Consider the following 18,101-nt stretch of genomic DNA (forward strand, 5'->3'; position numbering starts at 1 on the left):
TAATTCAGTACGACCTCAGCGGAGCCTGCGGCGTTGCTGGACAAGGCGCTACAGGTTGCACCGAATCCCTAGCAGGCTGTTGAAATTCGAAGAATTTCGACGCCTGGTACCGGAATATGGATGTTCCGGCAAAATCAACGACGCCTAAGTCGTTGATTTTGGGAGAAAAGTGAAAATCACATTTTTCGCTTTTCGTGTTTTGAAACAGGCAGGATGCCTTTTTCAACAACCTGCGAGTAGTCCGCTGCCCTTGGCCCCGGAGAGGCGTTGAGGGCGACGACCCGATAGGTAAGGGATTACCCATGGGTTGCCGGGTAAGTATTTATTTTGTGTGCGATGGAATTTGATTCATGAGGAAGTTTAATTTCAGTGCCGGCCCTGCGGCACTGCCCGAGGCTGTTCTCCTGCAGGCCCAAAGGGAACTGCTGGACTGGGGTGGCAGAGGCTGCTCGGTTATGGAAGTGAGCCATCGTTCGCCGGAATTTACCGAGGTGGCCGAGACCGCCGAACAGGACCTCCGCGACCTGCTGGCGATTCCGCAAAATTACCGTGTATTGTTTCTGCATGGCGGCGCCACCGCCCAGTTCAGCGCTGTGCCCTGGAACCTCCTGGGCGGCGGCGACCGGGTGGCGGATTACATCCGCAGCGGCCACTGGGCCGACAAGGCGATTGTAGAAGCCCGGCGTTACGGACAGGTCAATGTGGTGGCGTCCAGTGAAGATCGGGGCTTTACCTATGTGCCGGGCCCGACTAGCTGGCGGCAGAGCGAAAACGCCGCCTATCTGCACTACACCCCCAATGAAACCATCGGCGGCGTGGAGTTCGATTATGTGCCGGCAGTTACCTGCCCGCTGGTGGCGGACATGTCCTCCAATATTCTTTCGCGGCCGGTGGCGGTGGAAAAGTTCGGTATGATTTATGCGGGTGCACAAAAAAATATTGGGCCGTCGGGCCTGGCGGTGGCCATTGTGCGAGACGATTTGCTGGATAGGGCCCTGCCCGGGATCCCCCGCAGTCTCAACTGGAAGGTGGCGGCGGACGCCGGCTCCATGGACAATACGCCGCCGACTTTCGCCTGGTATCTGTCCGCCCTGGTGTTTAAGTGGATCAAGGGCCAGGGTGGTGTGGAGGCAATGGCTGAGCAGAGCCTGCGCAAGTCGTCCCTGCTGTGCGGTTTTATTGACCGCAGCGATTTTTATTCCAGCCCCGTCGAGCGGGGCAGTCGTTCGCGTATGAATGTGCCGTTTACACTGGCAGATGCGGCCCTCGACCATTTGTTTCTGCAAGAGTCGAAGGCAGCGGGGCTGCTGAACCTGAAGGGGCACAGGTCAGTGGGAGGCATGCGCGCCTCACTGTATAACGCCGTCCCGGTTGAGGCGGTAGAGGCCCTACTGGTGTTTATGGCGGAGTTTGAGCAGCGCTATGCCTGAGATATTGCCCTTGCCTGAAAATTGTTGTGGACGGATAAATGGCTGAACCCGGAGAAAAAACGAAGCGGCTCCTGGCGGTGCTGAGGGACCGTATAGACCGGATAGATGGCGACATTGCGCAGTTGATCTCAGCGCGGGCCGAATGCGCCCTGGAAGTGGCGGAGGTCAAGAAAGCCAGTGGCCAGACTGCGCTCTACTATCGCCCGGAAAGAGAGGCGCAGGTGCTGCGCCATGCGATGGAGCGTAATCAGGGGCCATTGACGGATGAAGAAATGGCGCGCTTGTTTCGCGAAATCATGTCGGCGTGTCTGGCGCTTGAGGAGCCGGTCAAGGTGGCGTACCTGGGGCCCGAGGGCACCTTTACCCAGCAGGCGGCGCTGAAGCATTTTGGCCACTCCGCCGAGAGCCGACCCCTGGCAGCCATCGATGAGGTGTTTCGCGAGGTCGAGGCCGGTGCTGTGAGCTATGGCGTGGTGCCGGTGGAGAATTCCACCGAGGGGGTCATCAGCCATACGCTGGATAGTTTTATGAACTCCAATCTGCTGATCTGTGGCGAGGTGGAACTGCGTATTCACCACCACCTGATGATCTCTGACATCACCCGCGCCGACTCCATCAGTCGGATCTATTCCCACGCACAGAGCATGGCGCAATGCCGCAAGTGGCTGGATGCCCACTATCCCGGCGTCGAGCGGGTGGCCGTGGCCAGTAACGCGGAGGCGGCAAAGCGGGTCAAGGGGGAGTGGAATGCGGCGGCGATCGCCGGGGACATGGCGGCGGGGCTTTACGGCCTGAAAATCCTGGCGGAGAAAATAGAAGACCGCCCGGACAACTCGACGCGATTCCTGATTATCGGTTCTCAGGCGGTGCCCACCAGTGGGGATGACAAAACCTCGCTCATGGTGTCCATGCGCAACGAGCCGGGTGCGCTGCACGATCTACTGGCGCCTTTTCAGCGCCATAAAGTCGATTTGACAAGGGTTGAGACGCGTCCATCCCAGTCCGGCAACTGGACCTATGTTTTCTTTATCGATTTTATTGGACACCGGGACACCCCCGCCGTGGAGGAGGCCCTGCGGGAAGTGGGCAGTTGTGCTGCGGACCTGAAAATACTCGGCTCCTATCCGCGGGGCGTGCTCTAGTGGCGCAAGCGATTATCGGTCGACTGGTGGTTGTCGGGTTGGGGTTGATCGGTGGCAGCCTGGCACTGGCTCTCAAGGGCTCCGGTGCCTGCCGGCAGGTGATCGGGGTGGACCTTCGCCGGCGATCCTGTGAACTGGCGCTGGAATTGGGGATAGTGGACAGTGCCGGCACTGACCTCGCCGAGGCGGTGGCAGGTCTGGAGCCCGGCGATTTAGTGTTTATCTCAGTGCCGACACTGGCGATAGAGTCCGTCTTCGCCACCTTGCGCGATGCTCTGCCGGCGGGTGTAACAGTCACTGACGCCGCCAGTGTGAAAGGCAGTGTGCTGGCGGCGGCGCGCGCAATCTGGGGCCAGGTGCCGGACTTCCTGGTGCCGGGACACCCCATCGCCGGGTCGGAGCGGAGCGGCACCGGGGCGGCTCTGAGTGATTTGTATCGGGATCACCGCGTTATTCTCACGCCTGCAGATTCCACCGGCGCGCATCACTTGCGGCTGGTACAGCAAATGTGGCGGCAGGCGGGCGCCGAAGTACTGACCATGCCGGTGGAGGAGCATGATGAAGTGCTGGCCGCCACCAGCCATCTGCCCCACGTCATCGCCTTCGGACTTGTCGATACCCTGGCCCACGACGCGGAAAACGAAAATATCTTTCGCTATGCCGCCGGTGGTTTTCGCGATTTTACCCGGATAGCCTCCAGCGACCCGGTCATGTGGCGGGATATTATGCTGGCCAATCGCGATGCAATTCTCAACGCGATCGATCTGTACAGTGCCAACCTTGCGGCCCTCCGTGGGGCCATAGAGGCGGGAGACAGCGATTACCTCATGGGGGTGTTCACCCGCGCCAAGGCAGCGCGGGATCATTTCAGCAAAATACTGGCTAAACAAGCGTATATCGAACCTATGCAAGCACAGGCAATTACTTTTATCGTCCAGCCCGGGTCATCCGTCAGCGGCAGGCTGCGGGTTCCCGGTGACAAGTCCATGTCCCACCGCGCCGTTATGCTGGGCTCTCTGGCAGAGGGTGTCACTGCAGTGGAGGGATTTCTCGAGGGAGAGGACGCCCTGGCGACCCTGCAGGCATTTCGCGATATGGGGGTCGTGATCGAGGGCCCCGAAGATGGTCGGCTGGTGATTCACGGGGTTGGCCTGCACGGCCTGCAGGCGCCGCCAGGCCCCCTATACCTGGGCAATTCCGGTACCTCGATGCGGCTGCTGGCGGGATTGCTGGCGGGGCAGCCCTTCGACGTTACCCTGACGGGGGACGAGTCCCTTTCCAAACGGCCCATGAACCGGGTCGCCGCTCCGCTGCGGGATATGGGTGCCGGTATCGAGACAGGCCCCGGGGGCCGGCCCCCACTGCGTATAGCGGGCGGGTGCAAGCTGTGCGGCATCGATTATCGGCTGCCAATGGCCAGTGCCCAGGTGAAGTCCTGTGTGCTGCTGGCGGGCCTCTATGCAGACGGTCAGACCAGTACTCTCGAACCGGCGCCCACCCGCGACCATACGGAGCGTATGCTGCGGGGCTTTGGTTACCGGGTGGAGCAGTCGAATGGATTTGCCTCTCTGCAGGGTGGCGGACGCCTGAAAGGATGCAGGATCGATGTGCCTGCGGATATTTCGTCTGCCACCTTCTTTATGGTGGCGGCGGCCATAGCACCGGGTTCAGAGCTGGAGCTGCCCCATGTGGGTATCAACCCGACCCGTATCGGCGCCATCAATATTCTGCGCGCCATGGGTGCGGACATAGAGGTGAATAACCCGCGCGAGGTGGGGGGCGAGCCTGTTGCGGATATCCGCGTGCGCCATGCGCCGCTCCGGGGGATTCGCATCCCCGAGGACCAGGTGCCACTGGCGATTGACGAATTCCCGGCGATTTTTATCGCCGCCGCCTGTGCTGAAGGCGATACGCTACTCACCGGCGCGGAGGAACTGCGGGTCAAGGAGAGCGACCGGATCCAGGCCATGGCAGACGGCCTGCGCACCCTGGGGGTGGAGGCGGAGCCCAGGAAAGACGGCATCCTGATCAAAGGGCGTGGCGAGGGGCAAGTGTTTTCCGGAGGCACCGTGGACAGTTGTGGCGATCACCGAATCGCCATGTCGTTTGCGGTGGCATCGCTGCGTGCCGACGCTAGTATCCAGATTCTCAATTGCGCCAATGTGGCCACTTCATTTCCGCGCTTTGTGGAGCTGGCCTGTGAAGCCGGCCTGCGCATCGGGACAAGTGCAAATCCGCCGGGCCCGCAAGGCGCGGATCAGTGACTGTCGGCCTTTGTCGATTAGAGCGAGTGACACCCTACACTATGACCGACCCCCAATCTCTGTCCCCCGTAATCACCATTGACGGACCCAGCGGTTCCGGTAAGGGTACCATCGCCAAGCTGTTGGCTGACCGGCTCAACTACGCCCTGCTGGATTCCGGAGCCCTGTACCGCCTTACCGCCCTGGCGGCTCTGAACCGGAACCTGGACCTTGATGATGGCGCCGCCCTGGCCGGGATAGCCGCCGGCCTGGACATCTGTTTTCAACTCAGCGACAAGGGGGTTGCAGCCCTGTTGGAGGGCCGGGATGTCAGTGGAGATATCCGCGCTGAGCGCGTGAGCATGGCGGCTTCCAAAGTGGCGGCGGTGCAGGCCGTGCGCGAGGCGTTGCTGCAGCGCCAGCGGGATTTCCGCCAGCCACCCGGACTGGTGGCCGATGGCCGCGATATGGGCACCACGGTGTTTCCCGATGCGCCGCTGAAAATATTCCTCACCGCGAGTGCGGAGGAGCGCGCTAGGCGCCGCTGTGAACAGTTGCGGGAAAGCGGTGTTTCTGTTAGCCTCCGCGACCTGCTGGAGGATATCCGCGCCCGGGATGCCCGGGATATGAACCGGCGGGCATCGCCACTGACACCCGCTGAAGATGCGGTGCTGCTGGACAGCACCAGCACCAGTATAGAAGGGGTTCTGCAACAGGTCTTGCAGCTGGTGCGCGAGCGTATTCCCCAGGCTGGTTCCCAGCGGCGGGAGCAGTGAACAAGATTTTAATGACAGCGGCCGGGGTCAGCCAGAATTGCCCGGCCGCTGTTGTAATACGGCCCGCGTGCTGGCAGCGCGGTGGGGCTGCGACTGGTGAATGACTAGAATACCGAGTTAGCGCCGGTTGAGCCCAATATATAGGTAAGGTAATGAGCGAGAGCTTTGCTGATTTATTTGAAGAGAGCCTGAAAAGCGTAGAGATGGCACCGGGTGCGATTGTGACCGGTGTGGTAATCGACGTGGACAAAGACTGGGTAACCGTTCACGCGGGCCTGAAGTCCGAAGGCGTTATCCCCGCCGCCCAATTTGCCAATGAAAAAGGTGAAGTGGAACTACAGGTGGGCGACGAAGTACAGGTTGCTCTGGAAGCCGTGGAAGACGGTTTCGGTGAAACCCGGCTGTCCCGCGAGAAGGCCAAGCGCGCCGAAGCGTGGAAGATACTCGATGCTGCGCTTTCTGCAGACGAAGTGGTCAAGGGCGTGATCAGTGGCAAGGTAAAAGGTGGTTTCACGGTGGATGTGGCCAGCATCCGCGCTTTCCTGCCCGGTTCTCTGGTGGATGTGCGGCCGGTCCGCGACACCGCCCACCTGGAGGGCAAGGAACTCGAATTCAAAGTTATCAAGCTGGATGCCAAGCGCAACAACGTCGTGGTATCCCGCCGTGCGGTCATGGAAGCGGCAAACAGCGAGGAGCGCGAAGCGCTGCTGGCGAGCCTGCAGGAAGGCATGAGCGTCAAGGGTATCGTCAAGAACCTTACCGACTACGGAGCTTTCGTGGATCTGGGTGGTATCGACGGCCTGCTGCATATCACCGATATGGCCTGGAAACGTATCAAGCACCCCAGCGAGATTGTGAACGTCGGTGACGAAATTGAAGTCAAGGTGCTGAAGTTCGACCGGGAGCGCAGCCGCGTATCTCTGGGTCTGAAGCAGCTGGGCGAGGATCCGTGGGTATCCATCAAGCAGCGTTACCCGGAAAACAGCCGCGTGAAGGCGGTTGTGACCAATCTGACCGACTACGGCTGCTTCGCCGAGTTGGAAGAGGGTGTCGAGGGCCTGGTGCACGTGTCCGAAATGGACTGGACCAACAAGAACATCCACCCGTCCAAAGTCGTCAATGTCGGCGACGAGGTCGAGGTGATGATCCTGGATATCGACGAAGAGCGCCGCCGTATCTCCCTGGGCATCAAGCAGTGCCAGGAAAACCCCTGGGATGCCTTTGCCCGCAAATTTGCCAAAGGGGATAAAATCTCCGGCAAAATCAAGTCGATCACAGACTTTGGTATCTTCATCGGTCTGGACGGCAGCATCGACGGCCTGGTTCACCTGTCCGACATCTCCTGGAACGAAGCCGGCGAAGAAGCTGTGCGCAAGTTCAAGAAAGGCGATGAGATTGAAACGGTTATCCTGGGAATTGATTCCGACCGCGAGCGGATTTCCCTGGGCATCAAGCAGCTGGAGTCGGATCCCTTCTCGGATTACGTGGCCACCAACGACCGGGGTAGTATCGTCATTGGTACTGTGAAGGAAGTTGACGCCAAGCACGCGGTAATCACCCTGGCTGAAGAGGTGGAAGGCATATTGCGCGCTTCCGAAATCAGCCGCGATAAGGTGGAAGATGCCCGCAATGTTCTGCAAGATGGTGCAGAGGTGGAAGCGAAGATCACCAGCGTGGATCGCAAAAACCGCGTGATCAGCCTGTCCATCAAAGCCAAGGACCAGGATGATGAGAAGCAGGCCATCAAGGACCATAGCAAGAAGCAGGCAGAACAGGTGCAACCGGCCACAATCGGTGACCTGATCAAGGCGCAGATGAACAACAAGGACTAATTGTCCAAAGTTGTCAATTGTGCCAGGTTTATTGCCTGGTGCTATAAAGAGCCGGACCGGGGTTGCCCAGTCCGGCTTTCTATTGGATGATTGCCGCTCTAATCTAGGATTATCAATGACTTACACAGGGATTTGCGGCACATGACCAAGTCCGAGTTGATTGAACGGATTGCCTTAAGGTTGGACCAGCTGCCGGTCAAGGACGTAGAGCTGGCGGTGAAGGTGATGTTGGATTCCATGTCGGATGTGCTCGCCAGGGGAGAGCGCATCGAAATACGCGGTTTTGGCAGCTTTTCCCTGCACTACCGCGCACCTCGTACAGGTCGTAACCCCAAGACCGGTGATGCGGTGGAGTTGTCGGGCAAGTATGTTCCACACTTTAAGCCGGGCAAGGAATTGCGCGACCGTGTCAATGAGCGTATGCATCGAGAGACAGTGACCGAAACATAATCGCCAATATACTTGGCGATTATATCTATCAGCTCTTCCGGAGACTGGAGGTTTCCGTGTCATTCCTACACTGGTTGTTGCGTCTTTGCTATGGGCTGCTGGCCCTGTTCTGTGTCGTTATCGGCGTATATTTTTCTGTGGATAATCCGCAATCCATCACGCCCACCCTTGCTGGTTATGCTTTGCCGACCGGGAGCGTGGGCTTCTGGTTGATCGGTTTCCTGTTGCTGGGCGCACTGCTTGGCGTTTTGGCCGGTCTGCCGCCTTTCTATGTCGAGCGGCGGCGGGTCCACAGGCTGGAGAGGCAGCTGCGACGGTCTGAGAAAGAGTCGCACATGGCGCGCCGAACAGCTTCCGGAGACTAGCTTGGCCGATTTCCCCTTCTTCCTGTTTTTGTTCGCGGCGATCGCTGTCGGCTGGTTTTTGGGCCGCAGGAGTGCCAATAACAAAACAGACTGTTCCGATCAGCAGGCTTTGGCCCGCTCCTACGCGCAGGGTCTCAACTACCTGCTGAACGAGCGTCACGGCGACGCGATCGATATGTTTATCGATTCCCTTGAAGTCAGCAGTGCCACTTTCGATACACACCTGGCGTTTGGAAACCTGTTGCGCAAACGCGGGGAGCATGATCAGGCTATCCGGGTACACCAGAACCTCCTTGCGCGCCCCAGCCTGTCGCGGCAGAGCCAGCAAAAAGCCCAGCTTGAACTGGCGCGCGATTATATTGCCGCCGGCTGGCTGGACCGTGCCGAGCGCCTGCTGCAGGAGCTGGTGGAAACCTCGCCAGATCTGCGCAACACCAGTCTTGAACATCTGGTTGAGGTTTACCGCGACGAGCGGGAGTGGGCCAAGGCGGTGCATGCCGTGGACCTGCTCAAAGGGGGGCGGCGTTTCAAACGCCTCGCCTCCCAGTGGAATCCGATCCAGGCGCACTTCTGCTGTGAGCTTGCGGACGAGGCGATCAATGGCAAAGATTATTTGAGCGCCCGCAAGCATATTGACTCGGCCCTTGGCTTTGACCGGAATTCGGTGCGTGCCAATCTGCTCTGGGGCCAGTTAGAGTATCTGTTGAACCGCCCCGGTGAAGCCATCAAAGTACTGCAGCGCATTCCCAAGCACAATCCGGACTATATCCCGGAAATTCTGGATTTGCTGATAACCTGCTATATCGCTGTAGGTGACGAAAAGGGGCTGGACAAATACCTGGAAGCTCTGTTGAAAGAGCATCCCTCCAACAGTGTATTGATCACTCTGACAGACCGCATTCAGCAGGAACAGAGCGAGGCCGCTGCCGCGGCATTCATGGGCAAACAGCTGGCCATGCGCCCTTCACTGCGGGGGCTGGGGCACTTTCTTGAATTGCATATCGACAGTACCCAGGGACGCGCGCGGGAAAATTTATCGCTGCTGAAGACACTGATCGACCAGCTGATTGCTACCAGGCCCCACTATCGTTGCAGTCACTGTGGATTTTCCGGCAATCAGCTGCACTGGCTTTGCCCCAGCTGCAAGCGCTGGGATACAGTGCGATCGGTAAAGGGTGTGGAAGGCGAGTAGCAAGTCATTCTGCCACAGATTTATTCAAGAGAGGTGTCCTCTTTGCAGTCCGACGTTTTATCTCCCATTGTGGTTGCGCTCGATTACGACAACAGTGCTGCGGCGCTGGCGATGGCCGATTTGCTGGATCCTTCCCTGTGCCGGGTAAAGGTGGGCAAGGAATTGTTTACCATCGCCGGGCCGCAGCTGGTGAAAGAGCTGGTGGCGAGGGAATTCCAGGTCTTTCTGGATCTCAAGTTTCACGATATTCCCCATACAGTCGCGGCGGCGGTCAGGGCATCGGCAAAGCTCGGGGTATGGATGGTGAATGTCCATGCCAGTGGCGGTGCCAGGATGATGCAGGCCGCTGCAGCTGCGCTGCAGTCGATCGACGGCAACAAGCCTTTGCTGATCGGCGTCACTGTGCTTACCAGTATGGCACCGGAAGAACTGGCCGAGACCGGTGTGGACCGTTCCCTCGGCGAACAGGTGGTGTCTCTGGCACAGTTGGCGCAGAATAGCGGTTTGGACGGGGTAGTGTGTTCCGCAAGGGAGGCGCAGGCACTGCGTTCTGTGTGTGGGTTCGACTTTACCCTGGTGACACCGGGCATACGTCCACTTGGGTCCGCCAGCGATGACCAGCACCGTATCGTGACTCCGGCGCAGGCAGTAGCATGGGGTTCCAATTACCTGGTGATAGGCCGGCCGATAACCGGTACGGCCGAACCGCTAGCGGCGTTGCGCAGGATTCTTGTCGAATTGGGAATGTAATTACGTGTAATTATTTTTTTTCGTCAGGGCCGAAAGAACTGTTACAGTGGCCGGGCTAGGGGAGGTAAAAGCAGTCCCGATGTGAAGCTAATCAACATTCACTGGGAGTCGGCTAATGAACCTATTTAATAAATCTGTTCCATTTTATCTTGCTATTCTGATTCTTGCGCTTGCATGTGGCTTATCACAGGCACAAGAGACGGCGGGAGAGGCTGCCGAGGTGGCCGCCGTTACTGTCAACCTGAACACGGCTACCGCCGAGGAGCTGGCGCAAAAGCTGGACGGTGTGGGTCAGACGCGCGCGGAAATGATCGTCAAATACCGCGAGACCAATGGCCCTTTTACAACACTGGAGCAGCTGCTCGAGGTCAAGGGGGTTGGGGTTGCCACCCTGGAGAAAAACCGCAGCCGAATACTCCTTTAATACGCTATCTCTGACTACGAAGACCTTTTAGAATCAGGTACTGAACAACGGTTGCGACTAAAAATCTGACAACTAAATGTTCGCAGGATTAAAACGGCACAAGGATGTGTCGCTGCCGAGCACAGAATGGTGTAAGCCCCCATATGTCAATGGCTTTCACAATGGTCCGCGAAGGCGGGTCAGTTGGTGGCCAGTCTGCAGCAGGTTCAGTGCAGATAGAATCATTATCATAAATAACAACCACCAAAAAATACTTCAGCCCAGCTCCATAAGCCAAATCTGCCAATATCTAGATAGTCTATCCAAGCAGCTCCTATGAACTTTGGCTGAGGAAATACCGCCCCTGCTCGAGCGGCTAAGGCAGAAGTGATTAAGCGAAGATCCGAAGTGGCTATACTTAAAAGGCTGTGCCGACTAACCAAAGTTGTTGCACCAACATGCAAATAAATTTTGCTATGTGGCTAATGTCCCCAATTCCTGAATACTTCACAATCACTCCTTAGGTCACATTATTAAGCCAGAACCCATAGATCATGCGTTCAATATGCTTGTTGATGCAGGTGTGAAATATTTCCGATGCGATAATTTCAGGAAGTTATATATGCCTCGCGAAAACGATAAGCGCACATTTCAACCGGCAAGCACAAGTTCTTTACAGTTTTATGATATAGTGTCTCCTTATAAAATAATAGGCGCCACATCTTTCGATTAAAATCCAAGAAGCGCCAACTGTTTTATGACCTTATCAAGTGGTTTTCGGTTGACCCAATAAGTGGTTTTTCCGCCAAATCAGTCTCGAATGGGTTGGCTTTTGTCGTCGTATCACCTGAGAAGTTGGAATAGAGCAATAAATCGCTGTTGTATTTTTTTGGCTAGAAATCTTGAAGGTATGTATCGTTTATGGTTCCCTTCGGGAAAAGTTATAAATATCCAGGAGTATGCGTTGGAGCTGGTATCTATAGCTGCTAAATGACCAATTTATATTCAAGTATGATTAGATTAAAAAAATAATTTTGATATTTCTCGAGTAGTTGTAGTTAAGTTAGTAGTTTAAATATATTTTTTAGATAAAATTTACATCGGTTCTTGGACTACTTTAGAAGGAGATTTTTTTAAAAGATACATTAATAATAAATAGAAGGTCCGTTACAGGAATAATTCCTTCTCACAATAGATAATATTTTTTTAGCCCAAAATAGATTTTCTTTAAAAGGGTTCGAACATACTATCCGGTCTGAAGATGGTTGTAGATTGAATATTTAAAGTGAATTTACTCGCCAACAGCACAAGGAGTCACAGGCAATGTTCCAATTCTTCAAACGCTATAGCTTAGCTGCAGTCCTATTGCTAATTTCGCATTTTGCCTTAAGCCATAGCGCCATGTTTCCAGACAATTACAAATTTGACGACAGCAATAATGGCGGATTGCCACAGGATTTACGCAGGCTAAATAGTAATATGCAGGCGATTCAATTCTGCCTAAACGGAAATGCCGGAGGCTTTCCTTGCAGAAATGTTGATCTGATGTCATTTGTATCCAAGAGTCAAATGGGTGGTGGGAGTGCTAATCTTAACGATATATGGGGTTATTCCGACCCTCAAACCGGCGCTGAGATTGCAATAGTGGGAAGGACCAACGGGACTTCATTTGTAGATATAACTGTGCCAGATGCACCCGTATTTCTGGGTTTTTTGCCGTCGCACAACAATGGATCGTCCTCCTGGCGTGATATGAAAGTTTATAATGACCACGTCTTTATTGTGGCCGATGGATTTGGCAATAGTACGCACGGTCTCCAGGTGTTCGATCTGCGCACCTTGCGCAATCTGCCTTCCCCAGGCCAGACACTTAGTGAAACCGCGCATATGGGTGGATTTGGAAATGCCCACAATATCGCTATCAATGAGGATAGCGGGTATGCCTACGTCGTCGGTAGTAATCAATGCAGTGGCGGTCTGTATACAGTGGACATTTCCACTCCAAATAATCCTCGTTATGCAGGATGCTTTTCCTCCGACGGTTATACCCATGATGCTCAATGTGTTATTTATTCAGGTCCGGACTCATTTTATGTGGGTCGAGAGATTTGCGTCGGCTACAATGAAGATACTATTACCATTGTGGATATGACCGACAAGCTAAACCCACAACAGTTATCGCGAACAGGATATCAGGGTTCCAGATATACTCATCAGGGATGGTTTCTGGACGACAATCATACCTTTTTAATTATGAATGATGAGCAGGATGAAGCGTCTCGTGGTCTAAACACGACCTCTTATATTTTTGATGTTAGTAACTTAAATGGACCGGTTGAGACGGGGCGTTATGTGGGGCCAACCAGAGCCATAGACCACAACCTTTACACAAATAATGGCTATGTATTTGAAAGTAATTACCGGGCGGGTCTACGTATTCTGGATGCAGCTAATATCGCTTCGGGTAGCCTCCTGGAAGTGGCTTATTTTGATACGATTCCAAGTTCAAATAGTGCACAGTTCTCCGGTGCCTGGAGTAGTTATGTCTATTTCTCCAGTGGTAACATTATTGTAAGTGACATAGGAAATGGTTTGTATATAGTACGTCCTGATTGGAATGCAATTCAAAACCAAAAAATTGCAAACTTGCAGTAATAAGAGTAGTCAAGTAGCAAATAGCCTGTGCGCAATGCGCACAGGCTATCTCGGTATTGATTAACGCTGGAGATAGGTTGAAGAAATCTACATAACTTGAATTTTTTAGGAATAATAATGCAAGCGAAATTTAACTTTCGTGGTAATTATATAATAATGTGTTTATTCTTTTCGTTGACAGCTGCAGCAAGTGAAATTAGTTTTTTAAAAGAAAATAGTACATACGATGAAACTAGTCAGACAATGCTTGTAGTTGGAAAAAAATTGCTACATAATGCCGAGGAAGCGCAAGCTGAATCTGTATCATTAAGCCTTCACAGTAATCGACTGCGTAAGTCTCTGAGCCAATTACGCGGTCAACTAGATATAATACCAGAAGGCAATGGACATCAACTAATCAAAGATACGATTAGTATAATTGCCGGAGAAGTTCCTCTATGGCAGGATCAAGTCAGCAGACTGCGCAATCAGGCATTGGATCAGCGCATGCGAGCGCTTATCCTGTTGGAAAAGGCCTATATACAGATTTGGCGACCACATATCCGTTTAACTGACAGGATGCGAAGCTCCAAAAATAATGGCCCTATCACAGGACATAATACCAATATTCGCAGTGTACATCCTGGAAAATTGAATATAAATTCATCTGCAGGGAAAACTAATTCAAACTCGGATATGAGTTTGGAGGTGCCCTCACTAAGTGGGCAGAATATACCCGGAGAGCTAAATCTTAGCAGCTTCAAGATTTCAAGAAAACTTAAAGTTTTTGCTCATGTGGAACCAGAAACTGAAACCACTTTGGTTCCTCTGAATCAAATCCATGAGTGGCGTTTGCTGTTGTCGAGACTCGATGGTAAACCTTTGAGTGGCGCTGATATTGAAATAGAAGGGCATATGCCGGGGCATGTACACGGCCTGCCAACACAGCCGCGCGTTACAGAGGAAATAGATCCTGGGATTTATCGGGTGCAAGGTGTGAAGTTCCAAATGCCAGGGTGGTGGGTGATGACGTTTAATATCAATACCAACGATCATGAAGATAGTGTTACGTTTAATCTTCGCCTATAGGCACTGTCGTGAAAAAAAAATTTCTAGTATGTTTTCAACTATTGTTAGCTTTATTGTTTGATACCACTCAAAATTTTGCCCTTGCTAAGGGGAGCTATCATTTTACTGATACAGATGTTGCCTTTCTCAAGCAATTTTCTTTGGCAAGTTTGCCATCTATGCCAATTGCATCGGATAATCTTGTAGCCGATGACCCTAGAGCAGCTGCTCTCGGTCAGCGACTGTTTTTCGATAAGCGGCTGAGCGTCAATGGGAAGGTTTCCTGTGCCAGCTGTCACCAGCCACATAAGTATTTCACTGATGGACTTGCCAGATCTAAAGCTTTGGGAACCACCAGGAGAAATGCACCGACTATACTTGGCGCTCCTTACAGCCCATGGTTCTTTTGGGATGGCCGTAAAGACAGTTTGTGGTCCCAGGCACTGGGACCATTGCAGGATACTAATGAACATGGACTCGACCCCACTGAATTAGTGCGAATTATCCGAAAGTACTATCAGAAAGATTTTGATATATTATTTTCCAATAAAGTAAATTGGATACGACTAAAAAAGGTAATCGATAGGCCGAGGAGATTTGGCAGATTAACAAGTAGGCAAAAGACTGCGGTAAATCAAATTTTTAGTCAGGTAGGTAAGGCTATAATGGCCTACGAGCGTAAATTGAGTCTTCTGCCAGCCCGGTTTGATCGATTTGTAGAGCAGTTGCAAAGAGATAAAACTAATGATCGATTACTGGCTGGTTTAATGAATGAAGATGAAGTGGCTGGAATGCGATTGTTTATGGGGCGTGCCAACTGCGCCAGTTGCCATAATGGACCACTATTTACAAACTATGAATTTCATAATATTGGCGCACCTGAAGCAGATCTGGAAAATGTGGATTTGGGGCGCTATGCGGGTGTAGTGTTACTGCAGCAAGATGCCTTTACTTGCCTCTCCGAACAAAGTGATGCAGACCCTGATGATTGCCAGGAGATGCGTTTTTTAAAAAAGCAGGGCCGGGAATTGGTCGGTGCATTTAAAACCCCGACTTTACGCAACGTCGCTCACACAGCTCCCTATATGCACGCAGGACAATTTGCCACTCTGGAAGCGGTATTGGCACATTACAATAGTCCGACTCCACCCTATTATGATCGTGAACAACACCCGAGTCGCCCCCACTTTGACATATTCCCCTTAAAGCTGGATGAGATGCAGATAAAGCAACTGAGAGCTTTTTTACATACTTTGTCTTCACCTATTTCATTAGACGATCCACTTTGGAAGGCACCTGACTGAAACCAATGTGTATACTAAGGGATGGCCCTTATCGTAAGCTTCCCCGTCAAGTGGACAACTCAAAACTAGAGCTTTCTGCTCGTTGGTAAAACTCGGCGGGTGTGAGCCCACCGAGCGAATCGTGTGACCACGCTCTTCGTTGTACTCCAGCTGCCAGTTCCATGTAACCTCCCTTGCTTCGAGGAGGTTTTCAAACAGGTATCTAAGATCTCGGTTCGGTAGCTGCGATTGAACCATTCGATGAATGCATTCTGGTTCAGTTTGCCCGGCTCGATGTAATCGATGAGAATGCCATGCTCCCGACACCAGTCGGTAAATACCTGTCCAAGAAATTCCGGGCCGTTGTCTGTTCTCAGCATGTCCGGCAACCCGCGTTCTTCCTTGAGCTGTTCGAAGACTCTGACTAGCCGCGCACTGGGCAGTGGGGTATCCATTTCATTGGCCAGACATTCTCGGTTAAAGTCATCAACGATGTTGAAGGTGCGGAACCTTGGGCCTAGATAAACTGCATCACTCATGAAGTCGGCGGACCAGACCTGATTAGGCTGCTGGGGTGCAACCAGCGGTTGAGGCTTCCTCACCGGCAGCCGCTTCTTGGTGCGACGACGCCTATTGAGCTTAAATTCCCGGTATATACGCCCAACGCGTTTGTGGTTGGCGGTACAACCTTGGCGCCGCAACCGGTCGAACAGCTTCCAGAAACCGAGCCCCGGACATTGCTCCGTCAGCTTTAACAGGGGCTCGATCACATCCCGATCTCGCTCATACCAGTCCACCAACGGCTGATACAGGGCCGATCGCGATAGCCAAATACAGCGGGCGGCTTTGCGTTTGGATAGCCCGTGCGCCTTAACCAAGTGCGCTACGGCATCACGCTTCTCGATCGGCTTCAGAGCTTTTTTTCGATCAGATCCCGCATGGCTTCCGCTTCCATGGCCTTGTCGGCGTACATACGCTTCAGCTTGGCATTTTCTGCCTCCAGCGCCCGGATACGCTTTAGTTGCGACACATCCAGACCATCGAATTTGGCCTTCCACGCATAGTAGGTGGGGGAGCTGATACTGTACTTGCGGCACAGCTCGTTCACCTTCATCCCCGCCTCGGCCTCCTTGAGGATCGAGACAATCTGGTTGTCCGAGTACTTTGATTTCTTCATGCCGGCCTCCTGACCATAGTTTGTCAGAATGCGCTAAGTTTGAAACTGTCTACTAATAGGGAAGCTTACGCCTCCGTCTCCGCACGAGTGGCAAAACGACTGTAGTGCACGACCTCGCTCTTCAGTGCGCCCCAAAAGTTCTCAATTGGTGCGTTGTCAAAACAGTTCCCCTTGCGAAACATCGAAGACACCATATCAAACTGCTTCTGCAGGTCACGGTAGGACTGGGCGCAATACTGACTCCCTCAATCCGTGTGTTGGATCAACTCTGGCTCTGGACGATGTTGAAAAACCGCCCGGAATAGTGCTCGCTTCACCAAGTCTTATCAATCATTAGTATTACAAAAATATATGTAAGGTGGTAGCCGGTATACTTACAGTAAATTCACTATGAAATTAAAGAAATAAGAACAAGATCAAACTTTGAGGGTCGAAAGTAAAGAAATGTTGACGCTTTCTATGCGTAGAGAATATAAATTATTTATAGATTATTCATACATTAATAATTTTAAGGAGAAGTAAAAATTTAAGATATACTAATGCTAATTAAGATTAATTATTTGAAATAAATATTTTTATATATAGGAATAAATTATGAATCAATCTTTGATTGCAGGATTTTTTATTTTTGGGTTAATGGCTACTTCAGCGGTAGCCCAGGGTACAGAACCTGATGTGGGTGTGGAAGTGGAGTGCACTACAGTTACAACTAAATCACCGGATGGGTGCCTTGCAGCTTCTGAATTTTTAAAGATAAATGATAGGGCAGAAGTTTCTGTTGATCATATTAGAGTAGGAAATGATAATCAGCCCAGTAACAGAGCGCTAGATATAGGCTCAAATGCAGTCGTGGAAGCATTAATGATTGATGTTATTGGAACTGTTTTCGATCGAAATACTGATATTACAGTAAGTCAGCTTCGCTTTAAAAGGTATATAGAAGGATTTTCATTAGTTACTCAAAATAATAATCTTACCCCTGACTATCTTCGTAGTAAGATTACAACGGTTCCTAATCTTCCTTCAGTAGAAATAACTACTAGGGAAATTACTACTGGCACAACTAACTATACGCTAGAAGGAAATACCACTCGAACCCTTGTACCAGGTAGATATGGTGAGGTGATTGTACGTGGACAAGCTGAACTCAGATTAATTGGAGGAGGGGAATATACATTCCAAAGATTAATCATAGAGGATGCAGCGACTTTCATGCTAGGGAACGTCTGAATAACTCAACAATCGCTACGGCAGTATCAGTATTTTCTGGTGCGGGCCTGAATTTGACCAAAACAACCCTGAGATTGTTTGTTTTTTCACCTGGAATCTACTTCTCAGCAGATTCCAGGTGCACTG

14 protein-coding genes and 2 pseudogenes are annotated in these 18,101 nt (G+C 52.4%); 14 read left to right on the forward strand and 2 right to left on the reverse strand.

Features of this window, described 5'->3' with window-relative positions; all coding sequences use genetic code 11:
* Positions 1-350 precede the first annotated feature (350 nt).
* The 13 genes from serC to AB1S50_RS14110 all read left to right on the forward strand — a co-directional run bounded on the left by serC (position 351) and on the right by AB1S50_RS14110 (position 15,589).
* Positions 351-1,430, forward strand: coding sequence for a 3-phosphoserine/phosphohydroxythreonine transaminase (serC, locus tag AB1S50_RS14050; RefSeq protein WP_367151479.1), 1,080 nt, complete (start codon positions 351-353; stop codon positions 1,428-1,430).
* Between the two features lie 38 nt (positions 1,431-1,468).
* Positions 1,469-2,572 carry a prephenate dehydratase gene (gene pheA, locus AB1S50_RS14055; RefSeq protein WP_367151480.1) on the forward strand — a complete coding sequence of 368 codons (1,104 nt, stop codon included), beginning with the start codon at positions 1,469-1,471 and terminating at the stop codon, positions 2,570-2,572.
* A complete protein-coding gene (locus AB1S50_RS14060; RefSeq protein ID WP_367151481.1) occupies positions 2,572-4,836 on the forward strand; it encodes a bifunctional prephenate dehydrogenase/3-phosphoshikimate 1-carboxyvinyltransferase in 2,265 nt (754 codons plus the stop codon). The genes pheA and AB1S50_RS14060 overlap by 1 nt, the downstream gene beginning before the upstream one ends.
* A 41-nt stretch (positions 4,837-4,877) precedes the next feature.
* Positions 4,878-5,591 carry a (d)CMP kinase gene (gene cmk, locus AB1S50_RS14065; RefSeq protein ID WP_367151482.1) on the forward strand — a complete coding sequence of 238 codons (714 nt, stop codon included), beginning with the start codon at positions 4,878-4,880 and terminating at the stop codon, positions 5,589-5,591.
* Between the two features lie 152 nt (positions 5,592-5,743).
* Positions 5,744-7,423 carry a 30S ribosomal protein S1 gene (gene rpsA / locus AB1S50_RS14070; RefSeq protein WP_367151483.1) on the forward strand — a complete coding sequence of 560 codons (1,680 nt, stop codon included), beginning with the start codon at positions 5,744-5,746 and terminating at the stop codon, positions 7,421-7,423.
* Between the two features lie 141 nt (positions 7,424-7,564).
* Entirely contained in the window at positions 7,565-7,873 is a 309-nt protein-coding gene (gene ihfB / locus AB1S50_RS14075) for an integration host factor subunit beta (protein ID WP_367151484.1), read from the forward strand.
* Between the two features lie 56 nt (positions 7,874-7,929).
* On the forward strand, positions 7,930-8,238 hold the full coding sequence (locus AB1S50_RS14080) for a lipopolysaccharide assembly protein LapA domain-containing protein (RefSeq protein ID WP_367151485.1): 309 nt from the start codon (positions 7,930-7,932) through the stop codon (positions 8,236-8,238).
* Between the two features lies 1 nt (position 8,239).
* The gene (gene lapB, locus AB1S50_RS14085) at positions 8,240-9,430 is read left to right on the forward strand and encodes a lipopolysaccharide assembly protein LapB (RefSeq protein ID WP_367151486.1); all 1,191 of its coding nucleotides are present in this window, start codon (positions 8,240-8,242) and stop codon (positions 9,428-9,430) included.
* Positions 9,431-9,472: 42 nt separating this feature from the next.
* On the forward strand, positions 9,473-10,180 hold the full coding sequence (pyrF, locus tag AB1S50_RS14090; RefSeq protein ID WP_367151487.1) for an orotidine-5'-phosphate decarboxylase: 708 nt from the start codon (positions 9,473-9,475) through the stop codon (positions 10,178-10,180).
* A 115-nt stretch (positions 10,181-10,295) separates the two neighbouring features.
* On the forward strand, positions 10,296-10,604 hold the full coding sequence (locus AB1S50_RS14095; RefSeq protein ID WP_367151488.1) for a ComEA family DNA-binding protein: 309 nt from the start codon (positions 10,296-10,298) through the stop codon (positions 10,602-10,604).
* A gap of 1,302 nt (positions 10,605-11,906) precedes the next feature.
* A complete protein-coding gene (locus AB1S50_RS14100) occupies positions 11,907-13,238 on the forward strand; it encodes a choice-of-anchor B family protein (RefSeq protein ID WP_367151490.1) in 1,332 nt (443 codons plus the stop codon).
* 117 nt (positions 13,239-13,355) lie between these two features.
* On the forward strand, positions 13,356-14,306 hold the full coding sequence (locus tag AB1S50_RS14105) for a FixH family protein (RefSeq protein ID WP_367151492.1): 951 nt from the start codon (positions 13,356-13,358) through the stop codon (positions 14,304-14,306).
* An 8-nt stretch (positions 14,307-14,314) separates the two neighbouring features.
* Positions 14,315-15,589, forward strand: a complete 1,275-nt coding sequence (locus AB1S50_RS14110; RefSeq protein WP_367151493.1) for a cytochrome-c peroxidase — start codon at positions 14,315-14,317, stop codon at positions 15,587-15,589.
* Positions 15,590-15,635: 46 nt separating this feature from the next.
* Here AB1S50_RS14110 and AB1S50_RS14115 read toward each other — a convergent pair.
* Positions 15,636-16,745: pseudogene (locus AB1S50_RS14115) on the reverse strand (IS3 family transposase).
* 68 nt (positions 16,746-16,813) lie between these two features.
* Positions 16,814-17,065, reverse strand: a pseudogene (locus tag AB1S50_RS14120) (IS3 family transposase); the annotation flags it as partial.
* Between the two features lie 274 nt (positions 17,066-17,339).
* Between AB1S50_RS14120 and AB1S50_RS14125 the strand changes: the two are divergent.
* Positions 17,340-17,975: a hypothetical protein gene (locus tag AB1S50_RS14125; protein ID WP_367151494.1), complete on the forward strand. Its 636-nt coding sequence runs from the start codon at positions 17,340-17,342 to the stop codon at positions 17,973-17,975.
* Positions 17,976-18,101 lie beyond the last annotated feature (126 nt).

It is taken from the genome of Microbulbifer discodermiae, assembly GCF_040742695.1.
Taxonomy (GTDB): domain Bacteria; phylum Pseudomonadota; class Gammaproteobacteria; order Pseudomonadales; family Cellvibrionaceae; genus Microbulbifer.

Bases quoted from the DNA above. Each gene is read 5' to 3' on its own strand.
- serC (WP_367151479.1), top strand. From the start codon at position 351: ATGAGGAAGTTTAATTTCAGTGCCGGCCCTGCGGCACTGCCCGAGGCT.
- pheA (WP_367151480.1), top strand. From the start codon at position 1,469: ATGGCTGAACCCGGAGAAAAAACGAAGCGGCTCCTGGCGGTGCTGAGG.
- cmk (WP_367151482.1), top strand. From the start codon at position 4,878: ATGACCGACCCCCAATCTCTGTCCCCCGTAATCACCATTGACGGACCC.
- rpsA (WP_367151483.1), top strand. From the start codon at position 5,744: ATGAGCGAGAGCTTTGCTGATTTATTTGAAGAGAGCCTGAAAAGCGTA.
- ihfB (WP_367151484.1), top strand. From the start codon at position 7,565: ATGACCAAGTCCGAGTTGATTGAACGGATTGCCTTAAGGTTGGACCAG.
- AB1S50_RS14095 (WP_367151488.1), top strand. From the start codon at position 10,296: ATGAACCTATTTAATAAATCTGTTCCATTTTATCTTGCTATTCTGATT.
- AB1S50_RS14100 (WP_367151490.1), top strand. From the start codon at position 11,907: ATGTTCCAATTCTTCAAACGCTATAGCTTAGCTGCAGTCCTATTGCTA.
- AB1S50_RS14105 (WP_367151492.1), top strand. From the start codon at position 13,356: ATGCAAGCGAAATTTAACTTTCGTGGTAATTATATAATAATGTGTTTA.
- AB1S50_RS14125 (WP_367151494.1), top strand. From the start codon at position 17,340: ATGAATCAATCTTTGATTGCAGGATTTTTTATTTTTGGGTTAATGGCT.